General features: G+C 70.0%; 17 protein-coding genes. 5 read left to right on the top strand and 12 right to left on the bottom strand.

The features are described from left to right. Nucleotides 1-421 precede the first annotated feature (421 nt). Both EDD92_RS27010 and hemB read right to left on the bottom strand, forming a co-directional pair. Complete coding sequence (locus EDD92_RS27010) at nucleotides 422-790, bottom strand: DUF805 domain-containing protein (protein ID WP_123966760.1); 369 nt, start codon at nucleotides 788-790, stop codon at nucleotides 422-424. 300 nt (nucleotides 791-1090) lie between these two features. Continuing rightward, nucleotides 1091-2083, bottom strand: coding sequence for a porphobilinogen synthase (gene hemB, locus EDD92_RS27005; protein ID WP_030945597.1), 993 nt, complete (start codon nucleotides 2081-2083; stop codon nucleotides 1091-1093). A gap of 188 nt (nucleotides 2084-2271) precedes the next feature. Between hemB and EDD92_RS27000 the strand changes: the two genes are divergently transcribed. Beyond that, entirely contained in the window at nucleotides 2272-3675 is a 1404-nt protein-coding gene (locus EDD92_RS27000) for an FAD-binding oxidoreductase (protein ID WP_123966758.1), read from the top strand. Nucleotides 3676-3775: 100 nt separating this feature from the next. On the opposite strand, the gene EDD92_RS26995 is transcribed toward EDD92_RS27000, so the two are convergent. From EDD92_RS26995 to EDD92_RS26975, 5 genes are all read right to left on the bottom strand, one after another. Further along, nucleotides 3776-5479 (bottom strand): bifunctional uroporphyrinogen-III C-methyltransferase/uroporphyrinogen-III synthase, encoded by a 1704-nt coding sequence (locus tag EDD92_RS26995; RefSeq protein ID WP_123966756.1) that lies wholly within the window; start codon nucleotides 5477-5479, stop codon nucleotides 3776-3778. Beyond that, a complete protein-coding gene (hemC, locus tag EDD92_RS26990; RefSeq protein ID WP_123966754.1) occupies nucleotides 5476-6435 on the bottom strand; it encodes a hydroxymethylbilane synthase in 960 nt (319 codons plus the stop codon). The genes EDD92_RS26995 and hemC overlap by 4 nt, the downstream gene beginning before the upstream one ends. Beyond that, nucleotides 6432-8195, bottom strand: a complete 1764-nt coding sequence (locus EDD92_RS26985) for a glutamyl-tRNA reductase (RefSeq protein WP_123966752.1) — start codon at nucleotides 8193-8195, stop codon at nucleotides 6432-6434. Before EDD92_RS26985 ends, hemC begins: the two co-directional genes overlap by 4 nt. After that, on the bottom strand, nucleotides 8192-8962 hold the full coding sequence (locus tag EDD92_RS26980; RefSeq protein WP_123966750.1) for a redox-sensing transcriptional repressor Rex: 771 nt from the start codon (nucleotides 8960-8962) through the stop codon (nucleotides 8192-8194). The genes EDD92_RS26985 and EDD92_RS26980 overlap by 4 nt, the downstream gene beginning before the upstream one ends. 281 nt (nucleotides 8963-9243) lie before the next feature. Further along, entirely contained in the window at nucleotides 9244-9519 is a 276-nt protein-coding gene (locus tag EDD92_RS26975; protein ID WP_037886024.1) for a glutaredoxin family protein, read from the bottom strand. Between the two features lie 161 nt (nucleotides 9520-9680). Between EDD92_RS26975 and EDD92_RS26970 the strand changes: the two genes are divergently transcribed. From EDD92_RS26970 to EDD92_RS26960, 3 genes are all read left to right on the top strand, one after another. Then, complete coding sequence (locus tag EDD92_RS26970) at nucleotides 9681-10592, top strand: HAD family phosphatase (protein WP_123966748.1); 912 nt, start codon at nucleotides 9681-9683, stop codon at nucleotides 10590-10592. Between the two features lie 2034 nt (nucleotides 10593-12626). After that, nucleotides 12627-13403, top strand: a complete 777-nt coding sequence (locus EDD92_RS26965) for an ECF subfamily RNA polymerase sigma factor, BldN family (protein WP_030945620.1) — start codon at nucleotides 12627-12629, stop codon at nucleotides 13401-13403. Between the two features lie 328 nt (nucleotides 13404-13731). After that, entirely contained in the window at nucleotides 13732-14955 is a 1224-nt protein-coding gene (locus EDD92_RS26960; protein ID WP_123966746.1) for a DUF5667 domain-containing protein, read from the top strand. Nucleotides 14956-15158: 203 nt separating this feature from the next. Here the strand turns inward: EDD92_RS26960 and EDD92_RS26955 are convergent, their stop codons facing one another. The 5 genes from EDD92_RS26955 to EDD92_RS26935 all read right to left on the bottom strand — a co-directional run bounded on the left by EDD92_RS26955 (nucleotide 15159) and on the right by EDD92_RS26935 (nucleotide 18975). Further along, the gene (locus tag EDD92_RS26955; RefSeq protein ID WP_123966744.1) at nucleotides 15159-16211 is read right to left on the bottom strand and encodes a lysophospholipid acyltransferase family protein; all 1053 of its coding nucleotides are present in this window, start codon (nucleotides 16209-16211) and stop codon (nucleotides 15159-15161) included. A 14-nt stretch (nucleotides 16212-16225) separates the two neighbouring features. Continuing rightward, nucleotides 16226-17287, bottom strand: a complete 1062-nt coding sequence (locus EDD92_RS26950) for an NAD-dependent epimerase/dehydratase family protein (protein ID WP_030945629.1) — start codon at nucleotides 17285-17287, stop codon at nucleotides 16226-16228. A 280-nt stretch (nucleotides 17288-17567) separates the two neighbouring features. Next, complete coding sequence (locus EDD92_RS26945; RefSeq protein WP_003948845.1) at nucleotides 17568-17666, bottom strand: 30S ribosomal protein bS22; 99 nt, start codon at nucleotides 17664-17666, stop codon at nucleotides 17568-17570. Between the two features lie 154 nt (nucleotides 17667-17820). Next, on the bottom strand, nucleotides 17821-18030 hold the full coding sequence (locus EDD92_RS26940) for a helix-turn-helix domain-containing protein (RefSeq protein ID WP_016437488.1): 210 nt from the start codon (nucleotides 18028-18030) through the stop codon (nucleotides 17821-17823). 129 nt (nucleotides 18031-18159) lie between these two features. Continuing rightward, nucleotides 18160-18975 carry a phosphatase gene (locus EDD92_RS26935; protein ID WP_123966742.1) on the bottom strand — a complete coding sequence of 272 codons (816 nt, stop codon included), beginning with the start codon at nucleotides 18973-18975 and terminating at the stop codon, nucleotides 18160-18162. A 9-nt stretch (nucleotides 18976-18984) separates the two neighbouring features. Here EDD92_RS26935 and EDD92_RS26930 point away from each other — a divergent pair, with 9 nt between their 5' ends. Further along, entirely contained in the window at nucleotides 18985-19626 is a 642-nt protein-coding gene (locus tag EDD92_RS26930) for a hypothetical protein (RefSeq protein WP_260326771.1), read from the top strand. Nucleotide 19627 lies beyond the last annotated feature (1 nt).

The raw sequence follows: 19627 nt of genomic DNA, 5'->3' as shown, positions 1-19627 counted from the left end.
GGCTTTGCCGTTGCCCGCACCGTGATCTCACAGGTCCCGGCCCTCGACGCATCCCGTACCGAGACCTTGGGACGTGACATCCCTGCAGGTCAGAGGCCATCCCCTGGCTTCGACGTCCCGAATCGCCGGCAGACTGTGGCGCGCGGAGGCGATCACCGCTCAGGCTGGAATCCCCCAGACCACCGCCCACGGAAGGCACGTACCACCATGCCCGCCCGAGCCCGTCGCACCCATCTCCTCGCCGCCACCGCCCTGGTACTCGCCGTGTTCACGCTGACGGGATGCAGGGACGGGGAGGGCCTTCAGGACGAGGGCCCGGCAACGAACCAATCCCTGCACGTTCCCGCCGGGCACGCTCCCGCCGAACGGAACGCGAAGAGGCCGCCCGGTCGTGAACCGGGCGGCCTCGATGCTCAGGGGATCAGGCGTGGGCCAGAGCCGCTTCCTTCGGGTTCGGGCCGTACTTGTTCTCGCCCGGCTGGCTGTCGGAGCAGCTGAAGACCAGCAGGGTGATGGGGCCGGCGAGCGGGACGATCCCGAACAGGAGCCACCAGCCGGAGCGGCCGGTGTCGTGCAGACGGCGGACGCCGACGGCCAGGCTGGGCAGCAGGATGCCGACGTAGAAGACGGCGATCACGGCGAAGACGGCCGAGCTCTTGGACGCGACGGCGAGGACCATCAGAACGACGTAGATGATTCCTACGAACAGCGCGAAGTTCCAGTACTCCTTGCGGCGCGCGCGCCCGCTGAACACCGCGTACTTCTTCAGCGCCTCGATGAACCAGCTCACTTGTGTCCCCCAGGGATCGACGTTCGGACCATCCGGAACGGATCAGGCCAGGCGAGAAGGTAAGGACACTGACGAGAACTCGTCAATTCGGTGTGTACACCGCAACGGTTGAGCGCTTTTCGGACAGATCCACCGCGAATCCGCCCCGGACCCGCCGCTGATCACGGAGAACGGCGGGCAAACGCGGGGCGGGAGGCGTCAGTTCTCGGCTCCGAGTTGCTTCCGTTGCCGAACCGAGTGCATTCCGATGCTGGTCGGTGGCCGATTCGAGGCCTGACGTATCCCCATCCGTAGCCCGGATCAGCGCAACTTTTCCGCCACTTCGGTCGCCCAGTACGTGAGGATGTTCTGCGCGCCCGCCCGCTTGATGCCGGTCAGCGTCTCCAGGATCGCCCGGTCGCGGTCGATCCAGCCCTTCTCGGCGGCGGCCTCGATCATCGAGTACTCACCGGAGATCTGGTAGGCGGCGACCGGCACGTCCACCGCGTCCGCGACCCGCGCAAGGATGTCGAGGAACGGCCCCGCCGGCTTCACCATCACCATGTCGGCACCCTCTTCGAGGTCGAGCGCCAACTCCCGCAACGACTCACGCACATTGGCGGGATCCTGCTGGTAGGTCTTCCGGTCGCCCTTCAGGGAGGAGCCGACGGCCTCCCGGAACGGCCCGTAGAACGCGGAGGCGTACTTCACCGTGTAGGCGAGGATCGCGACGTCCTCCCGCCCGATCTGGTCGAGCGCGTCACGGATGACGCCGATCTGCCCGTCCATCATCCCGCTGGGGCCCACCACATGGGCCCCCGCATCGGCCTGGACCTGCGCCATCTCGGCGTACCGCTCGAGCGTGGCGTCGTTGTCGACGCGCCCCTCCGCGTCCAGCACCCCGCAGTGCCCGTGATCGGTCGTCTCGTCGAGACAGAGATCGGACATGACAAGAAGGTCGTCACCGACCTCGGCCCGCACATCACGGATCGCGACCTGCAGAATCCCGTCCGGGTCGGTCCCCGGCGTCCCGAGGGCGTCCTTCTTCTCCTCCTCCGGCACGCCGAACAGCATGATCCCGGAGACCCCGGCGGCCACCGCCTCGGCGGCCGCCTTCTTCAGGCTGTCGCGCGTGTGCTGGACGACGCCGGGCATGGCGGAGATCGGCACGGGCTCGGAGACGCCCTCGCGCACGAACGCCGGGAGGATGAAGTCCGCCGGGTGCAGCCGGGTCTCGGCGACCATGCGCCGCATGACGGGGGTGGTCCGCAGCCGCCGCGGCCGCGTGCCGGGGAAGGATCCGTACTTCGTCATGCCACCTACGCTACGCCCGGCCCACAGGCACCTTTGCCGACGGTATGTCGGGCCTGCGCAGCTGCCCGCCCCTCGCGATGCGCCCCGCACCCCCCGGGTCCATCCTGAAAACACACCAAGGAGCAAGGACCGGGCCCCCGTCCCCTCGCCGCGCACGCCTGCCTGCCTGCGCGAAGGAGGAGGACGAGATGACCGCCACCCACCACACCCCGCATCAGGCCCCGGACCTGTTCGCCCTGTCCGAGATCCACGGCCCCGTCCTGCGCCCCGGCGACGACGCCTACGTGGCCGAGGTCACCGGCTTCAATCTGTCGGCCTTCCACCATCCTGACGTCGTGGTCGGAGCGGCAGACGTCGACGACATCGTGACGGCGATGCGCTGGGCCGCGGCCACCGGAACCCCGGTTGCCGTGCAGGCCACCGGCCACGGCGCGAACTTCCCGATCGACGGCGGCCTGCTCCTGAGCACCACCCGCATGACCGACGTGACGATCGACCCGGCCGAACGCACCGCGACGGTCGCCGCCGGCGCCACGTGGCGCCACGTCCTGGAGGCGGCCGCCCCGTACGGCCTCGCCCCGCTCAACGGGTCGTCCTCGGACGCGGGCGTCGTCGGCTACACCCTGGGCGGCGGTCTGCCCGTCCTCGGCCGGACCTACGGCTACGCGGCCGACCGGGTCCGCTCCGTCCAGGTCGTCACGCCGGACGCAACCCTGCGCACGGTGACCGCCGACACCGAACCGGACCTCTTCTGGGCCCTGCGCGGCGGCAAGGGCAACGTGGGCGTGGTCACCGAACTGACCTTCGAACTGCTCCCGCTGCCCACGGTCCTCGGCGGCGGCATCTACTTCCCGGGCGAACACGCGGAGACGGTCCTGCGCACCTGGGCCGACTGGACGACCACCCTGCCCACCGAGATGTGCAGCGCGTACACGATCCTGCGGCTGCCGCCGATCCCGCAGATCCCCGAGCCCCTGCGCGGCGGCTTCTGGGCCCGCGTCGCCCTGGCCTGGACCGGCGACGCGAAGGAGGGCGAGAGCCTCCTGGCCCCCGTCCGCGCGGCCGCACCCGTCGTCATGGACACGGTGGAGGAAATGCCGTACGCCGCCATGGACCGCATCTACCTGGACCCGCACGACCCGCTCCCCGCCCGCGAGGCCTGCACCCTCCTCAGGGCGCTGCCCCCGGACGCCCAGACGGCCTTCCTGGCGCAGGCGGGCCCGGCCGTCCCGGACCTCCCGCTCCTGCTGATCGAACTGCGCCACATGGGCGGCGAACTCTCCCGCCCGGCCCCCGTCGAGGACGCCATCTGCGCCCGCGACGCCAGCTACCTCCTGGAAACGGTCGGCGTCCTGCCCGACCCACAGGTCGCGGCAGCCGTGGAATCAGCCACGGCCGCCCTCCACACCGCAATGGCCCCGTACGGAACGGGCCACACGATGGTCAACCTCCACGGCCGCCCGGGCGACGAGAAGGACCGGGCACGCGCCTGGACGGACGAGGTCTACACCCGCCTGAGCAAGACGAAGTCGACATACGACCCGGACAACCTGCTCCGCTTCGGCCACACGGTGCTTTCCACGCCTACCTAGCTGCGGGCAGTCGTGCCGCTAGGGGCGGCACCCGTCCCAAAGACAGCGGCACCCCGCAAGCGCGGGCCGGCGACACCCACCCCTCAGCCCCAGCGGCCGGTCACGTCGTACGCCGCCGCCTGGCCCCCGGCCGCCGCTCACTCGGCCGAGTCACGGGATCCCCGGCATCCAGCGCCGCAGCCCGCCTCCGCAACCCGAAGTCCGCAAGCGCCTCAGCCAACTTGTGCACGGACGGCTCCGGAGCCATCACATCCACCCGCAGCCCATGCTCCTCAGCAGTCTTGGCGGTCGCCGGACCGATACACGCGATCACGGTCACGTTGTGCGGCTTCCCGGCAATACCCACCAGGTTCCGCACGGTGGACGACGAGGTGAACAGCACCGCATCGAAGCCACCGCCCTTGATCGCCTCCCGCGTCTCCGCCGGCGGCGGCGAGGCCCGCACGGTCCGATAGGCCGTGACGTCGTCGACCTCCCACCCGAGCTCGATCAGCCCGGCGACAAGCGTCTCCGTGGCAATGTCCGCCCGCGGCAGGAACACCCGGTCGATCGGGTCGAACACCGGGTCGTACGGCGGCCAGTCCTCAAGCAGCCCCGCAGCCGACTGCTCCCCACTCGGCACCAGGTCCGGCTTCACACCGAAAGCCACCAGCGCCTTCGCGGTCTGCTCCCCGACCGCAGCGACCTTGATGCCGGCAAAGGCCCGCGCATCGAGCCCGTACTCCTCGAACTTCTCCCGGACCGCCTTCACCGCGTTGACCGAGGTGAACGCGATCCACTCGTACCGCCCGGTGACGAGCCCCTTCACGGCCCGCTCCATCTGCTGGGGCGTCCGCGGCGGCTCGACCGCGATGGTCGGCACCTCGTGCGGTACGGCCCCGTAGGACCGCAGTTGGTCGGAGAGCGACGCCGCCTGCTCCTTCGTACGCGGCACGAGCACCTTCCAGCCGAACAGCGGCTTGGACTCGAACCACGACAGCCGGTCGCGCTGGGCGGCGGCGGAACGCTCACCGACCACGGCTATCACCGGGCGCCCACCCTCGGGGGAGGGCAGCACCTTGGCCTGCTTCAGCGTCTGGGCGACGGTCCCCAGCGTCGCGGTCCAGGTCCGCTGGCGCGTGGTCGTACCGGCCACCGTCACGGTGATCGGCGTGTCCGGCTTACGGCCGGCCGACACCAGTTCGCCCGCGGCCGCACCCACGGAGTCGAGGGTCGTCGACACGACCACCGTCCCGTCGGAGACGCCCACCTCCGTCCAGCACCGGTCCGAGGCGGTACGAGCGTCCACGAACCGCACGTCCGCACCCTCGGCGTCGCGCAGCGGAACACCGGCGTACGCGGGCACGCCGACGGCCGCGGCGACCCCGGGCACGACCTCGAAAGGCACGCCCGCGGCGGCGCAGGCGAGCATCTCCTCGGCGGCGTACGCGTCGAGTCCGGGGTCACCGGACACCGCACGGACGACCCGCCTGCCGCCCCGCAGGGCCTCCATGACAAGATGTGCGGCATCCCGTACCGCGGGGACCCCAGCGGTTGTTGACGAGCTGTCAACAACCGCGAGCTGAGGTGCGCCCGTGCCCGGAAGCGGGTCCGACGAAGGACCCCCGTCCGTGTGCACTTCGGCGACACCTTGTCTGGCGTGCTGACGTACCACGTCGAGCACGTCGTGCTCGGCGACGAGGACGTCCGCGTTCGCCAGCGCCTCCACGGCGCGCAGAGTCAGCAGTCCCGGATCCCCGGGTCCGGCACCGAGGAAGGTGACGTGCCCGTGTTCAAGGCCGGCGGGAAGGGTGGTGGGGCTCAATGTGCTCGCTCCCCCATCAGACCGGCCGCGCCCTGGGCAAGCATCTCGGCAGCGAGTTCACGGCCGAGCGCCATTGCTTGGTCGTACGTCTCGGGCACGGGACCGGTGGTGGACAGCTGCACCGTGCGGGAGCCGTCGGTGGTACCGACGACGCCCCGCAGGCGCATTTCCTTGACAATCTGCCCGTCGGCCAGGAGGTCGGCCAGCGCGCCCACAGGGGCGCTGCAGCCGGCCTCCAGGGCGGCGAGCAGTGACCGCTCGGCGGTCACGGCGACCCGTGTGAACGGGTCGTCGAGCTCTCCGAGCGCGGCGATCAGCTCCGCGTTGTCCGCGGCACACTCGATCGCCAGTGCCCCCTGGCCGGGGGCGGGCAGAACCGTGTCGACCGACAGGAAGTCGGTCACTTCATCGCTACGGCCTATCCGGTTGAGGCCGGCGGCGGCGAGGACGACGGCGTCCAGCTCACCGTCCCGCACGTACCTGATCCGGGTATCCACGTTCCCCCGTATCGGGACCGTCTCGATGTCCAGCCCGTGGCTGCGCGCATACGCGTTCAGCTGCGCCATGCGACGCGGCGAACCCGTACCGATGCGCGCCCCGCGCGGCAGGTCGGTGAACTTCAGCGCGTCCCGGGCGACGATCACGTCGCGCGGGTCCTCGCGCAGCGGGACGGCGGCGAGCGCCAGCTCCTCGGGCTGCGCGGTGGGCAGGTCCTTGAGCGAATGAACCGCGAAGTCGACCTCACCCCGCAGCAGCGAGTCGCGCAGCGCCGTGACGAACACACCCGTGCCGCCGATCTGCGCGAGGTGCTCGCGGGAGGTGTCGCCGTACGTGGTGATCTCGACGAGCTCGACGGGCCGTCCGGTCACCTGGCTCACGGCGTCCGCCACCTGCCCGGACTGGGCCATGGCGAGTCTGCTTCGCCTCGTCCCCAGTCTCAATGCCTTGCTACTCATGCCGGCCCTCGGTTCTTGCTGTTCTCAGATTCATCGTCGGCGCCCTCGGCCCGGGAGACGGCGGCCACCGCTTCCTGGTCGAGGTCGAACAGGGTCCTCAGGGCATCCGCGTACCCTGCTCCGCCCGGTTCGGCCGCGAGCTGCTTGACTCGTACCGTCGGCGCGTGCAGCAGCTTGTCGACGACGCGCTTGACGGTCTGTGTGATCTCGCTGCGGTGCTTGTCGTCGAGCGCGGGCAGCCGCCCCTCGAGCCGCGCGATCTCACTGGCGACCACATCGGCGGCCATGGTGCGCAGGGCCACGACGGTGGGTGTGATGTGCGCGGCCCTGAGCGCCGCCCCGAAGGCCGCGACCTCGTCCGCGACGATACGGCGGACCTGGTCGACGTCGGCCGCCATCGGAGCGTCCGCGGAGGCCTCGGCAAGCGATTCGATGTCGACGAGCCGCACCCCGGCCAGCCGGTGCACCGCCGCGTCGATGTCGCGTGGCATCGCCAGGTCGAGAAGGAACAGCACGGGCGCGGGACGCGGAGCCTCGACGACCGGCTCGGCCTTACGGCGCTCCGGGATGCGGCCGACGGTGCCGGCGAGGGCGGCCAGCGCGGCGATGGCCTCGGCCTCCTGCGCGGGATCGAGCACGGTGCCCGACGCGGGGCCGGAGGTCTGCGGCCGCGGCGCGTTGTCCACCCAGGCGGCATGCTGCTCAAGATCGGCGGCCGCCATCCCGGCAACAGCCCCCTCACCGAGCACGGAGAAACCGGCGGTGGCCTGCATCGGGGGCAGATCGAGCGGACAGTTCTCATCACCCGCGGAGCCTGCGGGCAGTCGTGCCGCCAGGGCGGCTCCCGACCCACGGAGAGGCGGCACCCCGTCACCGCCGGGCTGCGCACCCGCCCCCTGGCCCGCGCCACCCTCCAGCACCGGCCCACCAACAGCCGCAGCAACCGCCTCAGCCGTCAGCACAAGCCCAGTAGCCCCGGTACAAGACACCACAACATCGGCACGTGTCAGCTCGCCCGACACGGCGTCCATCGGCACCGCGCGAGCCAGCACGTCCTGCGCGGCGCCCTCGTTCAAGATCGCGGCGAGCCGCTCGGCACGCTCACCCGTACGGTTGGCGATCACGATCTCGGCAACCCCGGCCCGCGCAAGCGTCGCGGCGGCCAGCGATGACATCGACCCGGCCCCGATGACCAGCGCCTTCTTCCCACTGGCCCACGCCTGGACGTCCGCCCCGGCGGCCAGCTGCTCCAGCCCGAAGGTGACCAGGGACTGCCCGGCCCGGTCGATCCCGGTCTCGGAGTGCGCACGCTTGCCGACCCGCAGCGCCTGCTGGAACAGATCGTTCAGCAGCCGCCCGGCGCTGTGCAGATCCTGCGCCCTGGCCAGCGAGTCCTTGATCTGCCCAAGGATCTGCCCTTCGCCCACGACCATGGAGTCGAGCCCGCAAGCGACCGAGAACAGATGATGAACAGCCCGGTCCTCGTAATGCACGTACAAATACGGCGTGAGCTCGTCCAGCCCCACCCCGCTGTGCTGCGCGAGCAGCGTGGACAGCTCGGCGACACCGGCGTGGAACTTGTCGACGTCGGCGTACAGCTCGATGCGGTTGCAGGTGGCGAGGACCGCGGCCTCGGTGGCGGGCTCCGCGGCGACCGTGTCCTGCACCAGCTTGACCTGGGCGTCCGCGTTCAGCGCGGCCCGCTCCAGGACGCTGACCGGGGCGCTGCGGTGACTCAGCCCGACGACGAGGAGACTCATGCCGGCATCACGGCGGGTACGTCCCCGTCGGGCCCCTGCTCGGCGGACTCCTTACGGGCAGCGGCGACCGGCCCGGAGCCGTCGGGCCCCGCGGCCTCGGCCTCCTCGCCGGCCTTGCGCTGCTCGTGGAAGGCAAGGATCTGCAACTCGATCGACAGATCCACTTTCCGCACGTCGACGCCGTCCGGGACGGACAGCACGGTCGGCGCGAAGTTCAGAATGGAGCTGACCCCGGCGGCAACGAGCCGGTCGCAGACCTGCTGAGCGGCACCGGCGGGAGTGGCGATGACGCCGATACTCACACCGTTGTCCTCGATGATCTTCTCCAGATCATCGGTGTGCTGCACGGGAATCCCCGCGACGGGCTTTCCCGCCATCGCCGGATCGGCGTCTATGAGAGCCGCGACCCGGAAACCACGGGAGGCGAACCCTCCGTAATTGGCCAGAGCGGCGCCGAGGTTACCGATACCGACGATCACAACCGGCCAGTCCTGGGTGAGCCCCAGCTCACGCGAGATCTGGTAGACGAGATACTCGACGTCGTAGCCGACACCGCGCGTCCCGTACGAACCCAGATACGAGAAGTCCTTGCGCAGCTTGGCGGAGTTGACCCCCGCGGCAGCCGCCAGTTCCTCGGACGAGACCGTGGGTACCGAGCGCTCCGACAGTGCGGTCAGCGCGCGGAGGTACAGCGGAAGCCTGGCGACGGTGGCCTCGGGAATCCCTCGGCTACGGGTCGCCGGTCGGTGAGTTCGGCCAGTTGCCACGGTGCTCCTGCGGGTAGAGCGGGGCTGCAGGCGGTCACATGTACCCAGACCGCCCCGTCGACAGCAGGCTATGTCTTTGTGAACGCGTGCACAAAGATGGTGTCCGATTTGCCCGGCCAACGTGACCGGGGTCACGCGCCCCCGGCGCACTGATGCAGAACCGGCGCACAAGCACCACCGACCCTCTATCCCTGGGGGCAAAACCGCACACTCTCCTCTTACGATCCCCGCCCCCGAGACCAGTCGCCGTCGATCCTAAGCGAGGTTCCGGACGACTTGGACTACTCAGTCAGTGCCTTGCGCAACCGTTGCTCGTCCACGCGCCAGAAGGTGTGCTGCCGACCGTCGACGAGAACCACGGGAATCTGCTCCCAATACTGGTCGTGAAGCTGCTGATCCAGAGAGATGTCCTTCGCCTCCCACTCCACCCCCACCTCCGCGCACACCTTCTCCACCACAAGCTGTGCGTCATCACACAGATGACACCCGGCCTTACGAATGAGAGTGACGCTCCGGCCCTGAACGTCCTGGGCCTTACGTCGGAAGAGGGGACTCATGTCAGCCATTCTCGCGCGAGCGCGCGGCGGCGGCACACCCGCGAAAACGCCAAGGAACGGGTGGATCAGATCAGTTCTTTAACGACACGGTCGCGGAGAGTTCACAGCGTTCAAACCTCTGGCGTCTGGAGGCACCGAACAAACTGGCTATGCTCACGGGCATGGCCGCTCTCGGATGGCTCACTCCCCGTAGGCGCTCCGCCACGGCGCGGAGCGTGTTGGCAGGCGAGGCCTCGGCAGAGGCAGCGCGCAAGTCCTCGCAGGACGTCCCCCCGGAGGAACCGGAGTTCCCGGTGCTCGGCGACGACAAGGCAGCAGCCTTCTTCGACCTCGACAACACCGTGATGCAAGGTGCTGCCCTCTTCCACTTCGGGCGGGGCCTCTACAAGCGCAAGTTCTTCGAGACCCGCGACCTCGCCAAGTTCGCCTGGCAGCAGGCGTGGTTCCGGCTGGCCGGCGTCGAGGACCCGGAACACATGCAGGAGGCCCGCGACTCGGCCCTCTCCATCGTGAAGGGCCACCGCGTCGCGGAACTCCAGTCCATCGGCGAGGAGATCTACGACGAGTACATGGCCGAGCGCATCTGGCCGGGCACCCGCGCGCTCGCCCAGGCACACCTGGACGCGGGCCAGAAGGTTTGGCTCGTCACAGCGGCCCCGGTCGAAATCGCCACGGTGATCGCCCGCCGCCTCGGCCTCACCGGCGCCCTGGGCACGGTGGCCGAGTCCGTCGACGGCGTCTACACCGGCAAACTGGTCGGCGAACCCCTCCACGGCCCCGCAAAGGCGGAAGCAGTCCGCGCCCTCGCCTCCGCCGAAGGCCTCGACCTCTCCCGCTGCGCCGCGTACAGCGACTCCCACAACGACATCCCGATGCTCTCCCTCGTGGGCCATCCGTACGCGATCAACCCCGACACCAAGCTCCGCAAACACGCCCGCAAGCTCGACTGGCGCCTACGCGACTACCGCACCGGCCGCAAGGCAGCCAAGGTGGGCATCCCCGCAGCAGCAGGCGTAGGAGCAGTGGCAGGCGGCACAGCAGCAGCAATCGCCCTCCACAAACGCCGCCGCTGACCGGGCCACCGACGCCCTGCGAGCCGCACGCAAGCCGCCCGGCAGCAAACCCCATGCGCTGCGAGCCGGTCCGAGGGAATCGGCGAACACCCGTACGCCACAAGCCAGTCCGCAGGCCAACACTGGTGAACGCCATGCCGGCCCGCGAACCGACCCCGTGAGCCGCACGCCGGCCCACGAGCGAAGAGCGACGCGCGCGAGCCGCCCCGGCACCAAATAACGCTGCCTGCAAGCAAGTCCGGGCCCACAAGGATCGATCCGCTGTAAGCCGGCCCGGGCCCAAACACCGCGGCGCTGCGCCCCACCGAACGCCACATCCCACCCCTCCGGTGCTCGACGCGCAACCGTCACCTCCAGCCGCCCGCCCAGCGCTCAAGGCCAACCGCGCCACCCCAATTCCCCAACCATGCGCGGCGGCCCAGCCCCTGGGCGGCGCCACTGTTCGTCCACCCGTGAAGGCCCCTCCCTCTGGGCCCGGATACGCATCTACCAGCCCGTCCGGCGTCCAGCCGACGCAGCCGCGGGGCCGCTATGGGCCCTCGACAGAGCGAGCGAGCCGAACCGTCCCGCCCGGGCCCGGCGGATTGCCACCGGCCGGCACACGCCTGCGCCCGGAGCCGGACGCTGCCCGTCGACCGACTGGGCCCGCTCCCCCTTTCACCCGTCCGGCGTTCGAGAACGAGGCCGTTCAGGCCGACCGGGGTCCGTGGCGGAGCCCCGGCGGGACGCAGGGGCTCCGTCCCGCGAAGGTGCCAGGGCAGCAGTGCCACGGGGCCGGGGGCCGGCTCCCGAAGTAGCGCGCAGGGGCGGGAGTTCCGAGGGCGCGGGAACATAGTCCCGCCGGGGCCCAGGGACAAAGCCCCCAGGGGTACAGGGGACGCACTCCCCGCCGGGGCGCAGGGGCGGGAGTTCCGAGGGCGCGGGGACGTAGTCCGCCGGGGCCCAGGGGCAAAGCCCCCAGGGGTACAGGGGACGCACTCCCCGCCGGGGCGCAGGGGCGGGAGTTCCGAGGGCGCGGGAACATAGTCCCGCCGGGGCCCAGGGACAAAGCCCCCAGGGGTACAGGGGACGCACTCCCCGCCGGGGCGCAGGGACGCACTCCCCGCCGGGGCGCAGGGACGCACTCCCCGCCGGGGCGCAGGGACGTAGTCCCGCCGGGGCGCAGGGACGTAGTCCCGCCGGGGCGCAGGGACGTAGTCCCGCCGGGGCGCAGGGACGTAGTCCCGCCGGGGCGCAGGGACGTAGTCCCGCCGGCATCCAGGGGCAAAGCCCCGAGGGGCGCGGGAACGTAGTCCGCCGGGATCCAGGGACAAAGCCCCCAGGGCGCGGGGGCACGTAGCCCCGCCAGGCCCCAGGGGCAAAGCCCCGGCAGGTACAGGGAACGCAGTCCCCGCCAGGCTTCAGGGGCAAAGCCCCGAAGGGCGTCGGGGGACGCCGTCCCCGCCAGGACCCCAGGGACAAAGCCCCCAGGGCGCGGGGGCACGTAGCCCCGCCAGGCCCCAGGGACAAAGCCCCGACAGGTACAGGGGACACAACCCCCGCCAGGCCCCAGAGGCAGAGCCCCGAAGGGTAGAGGGGACACAGCCCCTGCCGGGGGGTTCAGGGGCGGAGCCCCTGGCGGGGTCGAAGGGGCGGAGCCCCTGGGGACGGGACGGGTAGGGGCGGCGGGGGCGAGAAAACATCAACACCCGCACCACTCCTGATCACACCGCAACCAACCCCGCCCCGAACACGCCAATCCCCAGGACCTACCCCCACACCCCCTGTCCAGTCCCATTGGCTGCACACGGCCACAACACGCCCCGTTCCCACTCGAAACCCGACCCGTTCCGATCAACAACCGGTCACGCTACGGCACTTGATAGGCCGCCAATCGGTTACAGAAGCGACGTAATCGATGATTTGAGCAACTGGGTGTAGCAGCGCCTGCACGAAGCGTTATTCTCCTCAGACGCAAACCGGTACCCCTCCGTCGCTACGACGGGTGAAAGGTCCCGCACTGCACGTGATGGAAGCTCTGCCTCTGGGAGTCCCGTGTACCCACACGTCGGGGTTGACGCCTCGGGCCTGGCTACGCTGCGCGCAACGGTCCAAGACCTGTTGCGCGGCTTCGTCCCCACCGCGTACGCCGTCCCCGCCCTTGCCGTAGCCAGCACCCCCGTCGGCCCGTGCTACGCGCTCGCCGACGGCAGCACCGCCGCCGTCGGCAGACGCAGCCGCGCCGCCGGCGCCACCACCACCCGCCGCCCGGCCGCGGACAGCGACAGCGCCCGCATGATGGACCTCGTCGAACGCGCCCAGGCCGGCGAGGCCGACGCCTTCGGCCGCCTCTACGACCAGTACAGCGACACCGTGTACCGGTACATCTACTACCGCGTCGGCGGCAAAGCCACCGCCGAGGACCTCACCAGCGAGACGTTCCTGCGCGCCCTGCGCCGCATCGGCACCTTCACCTGGCAGGGCCGCGACTTCGGCGCCTGGCTCGTCACCATCGCCCGCAACCTCGTGGCCGACCACTTCAAGTCGAGCCGCTTCCGCCTCGAGGTGACGACCGGCGAGATGCTCGACGCCAACGAGGTCGAGCGCTCCCCCGAGGACTCCGTCCTGGAGTCCCTCTCCAACGCCGCCCTGCTCGACGCGGTACGGCGCCTCAACCCCCAGCAGCAGGAGTGCGTGACGCTCCGCTTCCTCCAGGGCCTCTCCGTCGCCGAGACCGCACGCGTGATGGGCAAGAACGAGGGCGCCATCAAGACCCTCCAGTACCGCGCCGTACGCACCCTGGCCCGCCTCCTCCCGGACGACGCCCGCTGACACAACGCACGGAACGCACGGAACACACGGACCACGCGGTCCCCTCGGACTGCCCGGAACGCACCCGTCGCCCACACCGGCCCTGACAGAACACTTCGGTATACGCTCAGTGATGCCAACTAGCTGTCAGTGAAAGTCCGTTGACTTCCCGATCCGATCATCCGTCGTCCGTAACCCAAGTGCCGAGACGCTCGTTGTGCGGGATGCAGGCTCCCTGTGGTCACTCCCTGGCCGTCTCCGATCACTCGATCGTGTGGATGTGGTCAGAGCGTGCAACCCTCAGGACCCCCTGGGGAGTCGACCGTCATCACGAGAGGAGGTGCCGCCAGTGATCGCGAACGTATCGGCACACCGGCGGGCGAACGCCTTCGCCCAGGCCCTGGAGGAGCAGCCGGACCAGGGCACGGCGGCCGAGCAGTCCGACGGACCGGCCACGGCCCCGGCTGCTGCGGAACAGACCGAGCAGGGCCGTCTCTTGGCCCTCGCAGAGTGTCTCGGCGAGCTGCCCAGACCGGAGCTGGACCCCGAGGTCAAGGTCGTCCAACGAGCACAACTGGTGGCCGCGTTCGAGGCCATGGTGCAGGAGGGCGCCGTCGGCGAAGCGGCGGACACTGCGGTACCCGAGCAGCGCTCCCGCGGAGCGCACCGGGCGAGCCCACTGGGCAAACTGCGACCGCGGTCGCGGCTGACCAAGGGCCTGGCCGCGGGCGGGCTCAGCGTCGGCGTCGCGGCGGGCGCCTTCGGCGGAGTCGCCGCCGCCAGCTCCGACGCCCTGCCCGGCGACTCGCTCTACGGACTCAAACGCGGCATCGAGGACTTCAAGCTCAACTACCTGTCCGACGGGGACGACGAGCGCGGAGTGGCCTACCTCGATCAGGCCTCCACCCGGCTGGCCGAGGCGCGTCGCCTGATGGAGCGCGGCCGCGGCGGCGGCCACCTCGATCACGAGTCCGTCGGCGAGATCCGCCGCACCCTGTCGGGCATGACGCGCGACGCGTCCGAGGGCCACCGGCTGCTGCACGAGGCGTATGAGCGGGACCCCGGGTCCCTCGGCCCCATCCAGGCCCTGTCCGCCTTCTCACGCGCGCACCGCGAGGTCTGGGGCGCCCTCCGCCAGAGGCTCCCGGTGCAGCTCGGGGACGTCAGTAGCCAGGTCTCGTCGGTGTTCGCCGCCATAGACGAAGAGGTGGCCCCGCTGCAGTCTCTGCTGCCCCCGTCCTCGGCCCACGGCGGAGGCAACGGCAAGCGCCACGGCTCGGGTGCGGCGTCCAAGGGCACACCCGGCTCCGGCCGGGGATCGGCGGCATCCGGCACCGGCAGCGGTTCCTCCAAGAACAGCCATTCCAGCAGCCCCAGCCAGTCGGCCGGCTCCACCGGCGAGGGCCTGCTCGGAGGCAGCACCGGCGGCCTGCTCGACCCGCCCAAGGACAGCGGCAGCGCCTCCCCGTCGTCCACCAAGTCCCCGTCCACCGAACCGGACGTGACGATCCCGCCACTACTCCCGGGCCTGCTCCCCGGCCTCGGCATCGAAAGCGGCGAAACAAACCAGTAGCCCGTACGGCAACGGGGGCGCCCTTCTCAGGAGGGGCGCCCCCGTCGTCGTACGAAAAACCCTCACAAGAACACAGACCGCCGCTGCACCAGCAACTTGGCTCCTCCTGTCTGCCGCCCTCGCACTGCTGCGCAGGCTTCGCACAGAGCCGGACTCCGTCCAGCGGCTTCACGCCCCCCGGAATCGGGCAGGAGAGCGCCCCGTCAGAAGAACACAGACCGCCGCTGCACCAGCAACTTGTACAGCGTGTGCTGGATCTGCTCCCTCACCTGGTCCGTCAGGTTGAACATCAGCATCGGGTCCTCGGCGGCCTCCGGCGGATAGCCGTCCGTGGGGATCGGCTCGCCGAACTGGATCGTCCACTTCGTCGGCAGCGGCACCGCACCCAGCGGGCCCAGCCACGGAAACGTCGGCGTCAGCGGGAAGTACGGGAAGCCGAGCAGGCGAGCCAGCGTCTTCGCGTTGCCGATCATCGGGTAGATCTCCTCCGCCCCGACGATCGAGCACGGGATGATCGGCGTGCCGTGACGCAGAGCGGTGGAGACGAAGCCGCCGCGGCCGAAGCGCTGGAGCTTGTAGCGCTCGCCGAAGGGCTTGCCGATGCCCTTGAACCCCTCCGGCATGACCCCGACCAGCTCGCCCTGGCCCAGCAGCCGTTCGGCGTCCTCCGCGCAGGCCAGGGTGTGACCGAGCTTGCGGGCCAGTTCGTTGACCACGGGCAGCATGAAGACGAGGTCCGCCGCGAGCAGACGCAGATGGCGGCCCACGGGATGGTTGTCGTGGACGGCGACCTGCATCATCAGGCCGTCCAGCGGGAGCGTCCCGGAGTGGTTGGCGACGATCAGCGCGCCGCCCTCCGACGGGATGTTCTCGATGCCCTTCACCTCGACCCGGAAGTACTTCTCGTACACCGGCCGCAGCAGGGACATCAGTACCTGGTCGGTCAACTCCTCGTCGTAGCCGAAGTCGTCGACCTCGTAGTCGCCGGTGAGGCGGCGGCGCAGGAAGCTCAGGCCGCTCGCGACGCGCCGCTCCAGGCCACCGTCGTTCTGCGGCCGCCGGGGCGACTGTTCCTCATGCGTCACAGGAACATCATCCTGCGTGCGCGCCCTGCTGGGCAGGGGCTGGACGTCGCCGACCAGCGCGGGTTCCGTGGTCTTGCGTCGGCTCCCCGCGCTCCGGCGCCGCGACGGCCGCTGTACGGCGCTCCCGCGGGACCGGTCGTCGTCGAACGGAATGACCTTGGCATCCGCCATCGTTGATGCGCTCCTCAGTTGGCGCTCTGCGTCGGGGGGTGGCCGCTGCCCGGCAGGGGCAGCGCGGCGATCCGGTCGACGGCCCCCGCAAGGGCCTCCGGCGGCAGGAGTCCGGGTCCGTGACTGCGCGCGAAGTCCGCGAACGTCTCCGCGGTCGTGTACTTCGGCTTGAATCCGAGCGTCTCACGCATCTGGTCCGTCGCCACGACCCGGCCGTGGGTCAGCAGCCGGATCTGTTCGGGTGAGAAGTCCGTCATGCCCAGCGTACGTACCAGGGAGCCCGCCCAGGTGACCGCAGGCAGCAGCAGCGGCACCGTGGGCCGGCCGAGCCGCCTGGAGCACTGGGAGAGCAGCAGGACGCCGTCGCCGGCGATGTTGAAGGTGCCGCTGTTGAGGGTGCCCCGCTCCGGCTCGTGCGAGGCGATCCGCAGTACCTCGATCACGTCGTCCTCATGCACGAACTGCAGCCGCGGGTCGTAGCCGAACACGGTCGGCAGGACCGGCAGCGCGAAGTAGGAGGCGAGCGGCGTGTCGGCCGCGGGCCCCAGGATGTTCGCGAACCGCAGCACACAAACGGCCACATCCGGCCGCCGCCGCGCAAAGCCCCGTACGTACCCCTCGACCTCGACGGTGTCCTTGGCGAAGCCGCCGCTGGGCAGCGACTTGGGCGGGGTCGTCTCGGTGAACACCGCGGGATCACGGGGCGCGGACCCGTACACGTTCGTACTCGACTTCACGACGAGCCGCTTCACGGTCGGCGACTTCTGGCAGGCGCCGAGCAGCTGCATCGTGCCGATGACGTTGGTTTCCTTGATCGCGGTCCGGCTGCCGCTGCCGAGCCCGGTCGCGCTCACATCCATGTGTACGACCGTGTCGGCGCCGGTCTCGGCGAGCACGCGCGCGATGGTGGGCTGCCGGATGTCGGCCTGGATGAAATCGGCACCGCCCAGGTGGTGCTCGGGTGGGACCGCGTCCACGGCGACGACCCGGTCCACCTGCGGGTCACGCTGGATCCGTCGTACGAACCGGCCCCCAAGCCTGCGGGCCACTCCGGTCACGAGCACGACCTTGCCCAAGATCTGCGCCTTCCTTCCAGCCCATCCGGTACTCGTAGCCTGCCGCGTTCCCCGTGTTCGGCCAACTTAGCGGGTCGATGTTGCGCTGTGATGACCACCCAATGCACGAAGTGACGACATCCACAGACGTACGAACAGACCAAGCCATGTGAAACACGTGCGTACGCACGGGCCTTGTGCGAGGTCCCGTGCGCTTCTGGGAGCTTCTGTGAACTCCAAACGCGTGTGGCCCCCCACCGGTTGCGGTGGGGGGCCACAGAACACGCTCCTGGAGCGCCGCTTACTTCTTGTTGCGACGCTGAACGCGCGTGCGCTTGAGCAGCTTGCGGTGCTTCTTCTTGGCCATCCGCTTGCGCCGCTTCTTGATAACAGAGCCCACGACTACCCTCGCTCACTTCTCATCACTCGGTGCTGGGCGCCATGGGCCCATACGACCTACAAGGGGCCAGCCTACCCGCCCGAGCGCTGAGGTCGTAATCGAGGGTGCCGGGGGAGATCCAGAAGAGCCCTGAGGATCCCCCCGGGGATCGCCGTCAGGCGGTTTCCACCCCCACGTAGCTCTCGCGGAGGTACTCGTGAACCGCGTTCTCGGGGACGCGGAAGGACCGCCCCACCCTGATCGCGGGCAGATGACCGCTGTGCACCAACCGGTACACGGTCATCTTCGACACTCGCATCACCGAGGCGACCTCCGCCACGGTAAGGAACTGAACCTCGCTCAGAGGCCTCTGCTCAGCAGCCATGACACACCTGAACCTTCCGCACTCGACGGCCACCGGCTTCCCCTTCCGGTGACTCTTCGTCGCTGCGTGCTCACTCCCCAATGTAGGGGCGGGTGATGCGAGTGGGGAAGAGGTGCACCCATCGGCGGCCTACTGTGACAGACACGCTCGATTGAGTACGTAGCGGGTAAGCGGCCGGTAGTAATCAGACCGCACAGCGTCATCAAGTGGAACGACTACGGACACGGAACCCTCGGCCTCTCCCACGAAGAGCGCGGGGTCGTCCGTATCGGCGAGCCCAATGGCCTCGAACCCCAGCTGACCTGCCCCGCAGACCCAGCCGTGGTCTCCGACGACCAGCTCGGGAAGCGGCCCGCCGGCCTCGGCCGCCACAGCCAGCGCGGTACGAACCGGGAGCGGTGAATGCGTGTGCGCGCCGGTCGCACAACCGGGGCGAGGCGTGCCGGGTTCCCGGACCAGCGCGACTCCTTGTACGTAGTCAAGGTTGTACGTGCGTAGACCGAACCGGGTCGTTATGTCGACACAGTGACCATGCGCCGGTGTGAGGACGGTACATCCCGCCGCCGACAGCGCGTCCGCCAAGGCGGCGTAGAAGCCGAGCAGCCGGTGCGGGTGACCGGTGCCGAGGAGTACAGGGGCGCTGCGCTGGGCGGCTGCTGCGAGACGGTCCGCGAAGGCATCCAGAGCGGTCAGAGTCCGCTCCGGATCGATCACGTCATGGCCGGAGACATGCTGCGGATCGGCCGAAACCCCGCACTTGTCGGCCATCAACTCGATCAAATCCCGCTGCCGCCACGTCCATTCGGGATCGAGCCCGATCAGCACGCGGGGGTCGCGGGCGGCGAACAGCCGATAGCTGCGCAGGCTCTCCTCCCGGGAGGTGGCCACGGGCCCCGCGAGACGGGCGGCCAGGAGATGGGCCCGCAGGGCTCCGGTGCTCAACACACATCGATGGTGGCGGACGGGGCTGAGCAGGGGCATACGAACGCGCAAACACCGCACAGTTGGCGTAACGGCTCCCGTGACACTGGTGACAGAACAGGGTCACAACAGCCCACAACTGCCGGTGGGCCTCCCAGGTCTCATCATGCGTGGCCGGCAACGACCAGCCGCCACACGCGCACCGACCAAGTCATCAACGGGGGGAACACCATCAAGCCGATCCGTCGCAAGGCAGCCACCGCCGGCGCCCTCGCCGTCCTCGCCCTGGGCGGCACACTCGCCGCGACCACCCCGGCCTCGGCCGCCACACCCACCGCCTACAACGGCGCCTGCGGCAAGGGCTACGACGTCATCCGGGCCACGCCGATCCACTCGACCTCCCAGTCGGCCATCCCGGCCACCACGTTCGTGACCTTCAACAAGGACGCCGGCAAGGTCTGCGCGGTCACCGTCCGCACCACCCCGGGCGCCCGCGTCTTCATGGAGGTCACGCTCGACACCTGGCCCTACAGCAGCGGACAGGCCAAGGACTACGGCTCCTACACCTCGTACGCGGGCCCGGTCTACAAGGACGCCCCGGACGACGGTCAGTGCCTGACCTGGAGCGGCTCGTACGACATCTACTACGCCTCGGACAACGGCCTGTGCACCTGAC

The organism is Streptomyces sp. TLI_185 (assembly GCF_003814765.1).
Taxonomy (GTDB): domain Bacteria; phylum Actinomycetota; class Actinomycetes; order Streptomycetales; family Streptomycetaceae; genus Streptomyces.
The sequence above is the reverse complement of the archived record's forward strand: the minus strand, read 5'-3'. Positions and strand labels throughout refer to the sequence as shown.

Bases quoted from the DNA above. Each gene is read 5' to 3' on its own strand.
- EDD92_RS26985 (WP_123966752.1), bottom strand. From the start codon at position 8,195: ATGAGTCTCCTCGTCGTCGGGCTGAGTCACCGCAGCGCCCCGGTCAGC.
- EDD92_RS26940 (WP_016437488.1), bottom strand. From the start codon at position 18,030: ATGGCTGCTGAGCAGAGGCCTCTGAGCGAGGTTCAGTTCCTTACCGTG.
- hemC (WP_123966754.1), bottom strand. From the start codon at position 6,435: ATGAGTAGCAAGGCATTGAGACTGGGGACGAGGCGAAGCAGACTCGCC.
- EDD92_RS26970 (WP_123966748.1), top strand. From the start codon at position 9,681: ATGGCCGCTCTCGGATGGCTCACTCCCCGTAGGCGCTCCGCCACGGCG.
- EDD92_RS26975 (WP_037886024.1), bottom strand. From the start codon at position 9,519: ATGAGTCCCCTCTTCCGACGTAAGGCCCAGGACGTTCAGGGCCGGAGC.
- hemB (WP_030945597.1), bottom strand. From the start codon at position 2,083: ATGACGAAGTACGGATCCTTCCCCGGCACGCGGCCGCGGCGGCTGCGG.
- EDD92_RS27000 (WP_123966758.1), top strand. From the start codon at position 2,272: ATGACCGCCACCCACCACACCCCGCATCAGGCCCCGGACCTGTTCGCC.
- EDD92_RS26955 (WP_123966744.1), bottom strand. From the start codon at position 16,211: ATGGCGGATGCCAAGGTCATTCCGTTCGACGACGACCGGTCCCGCGGG.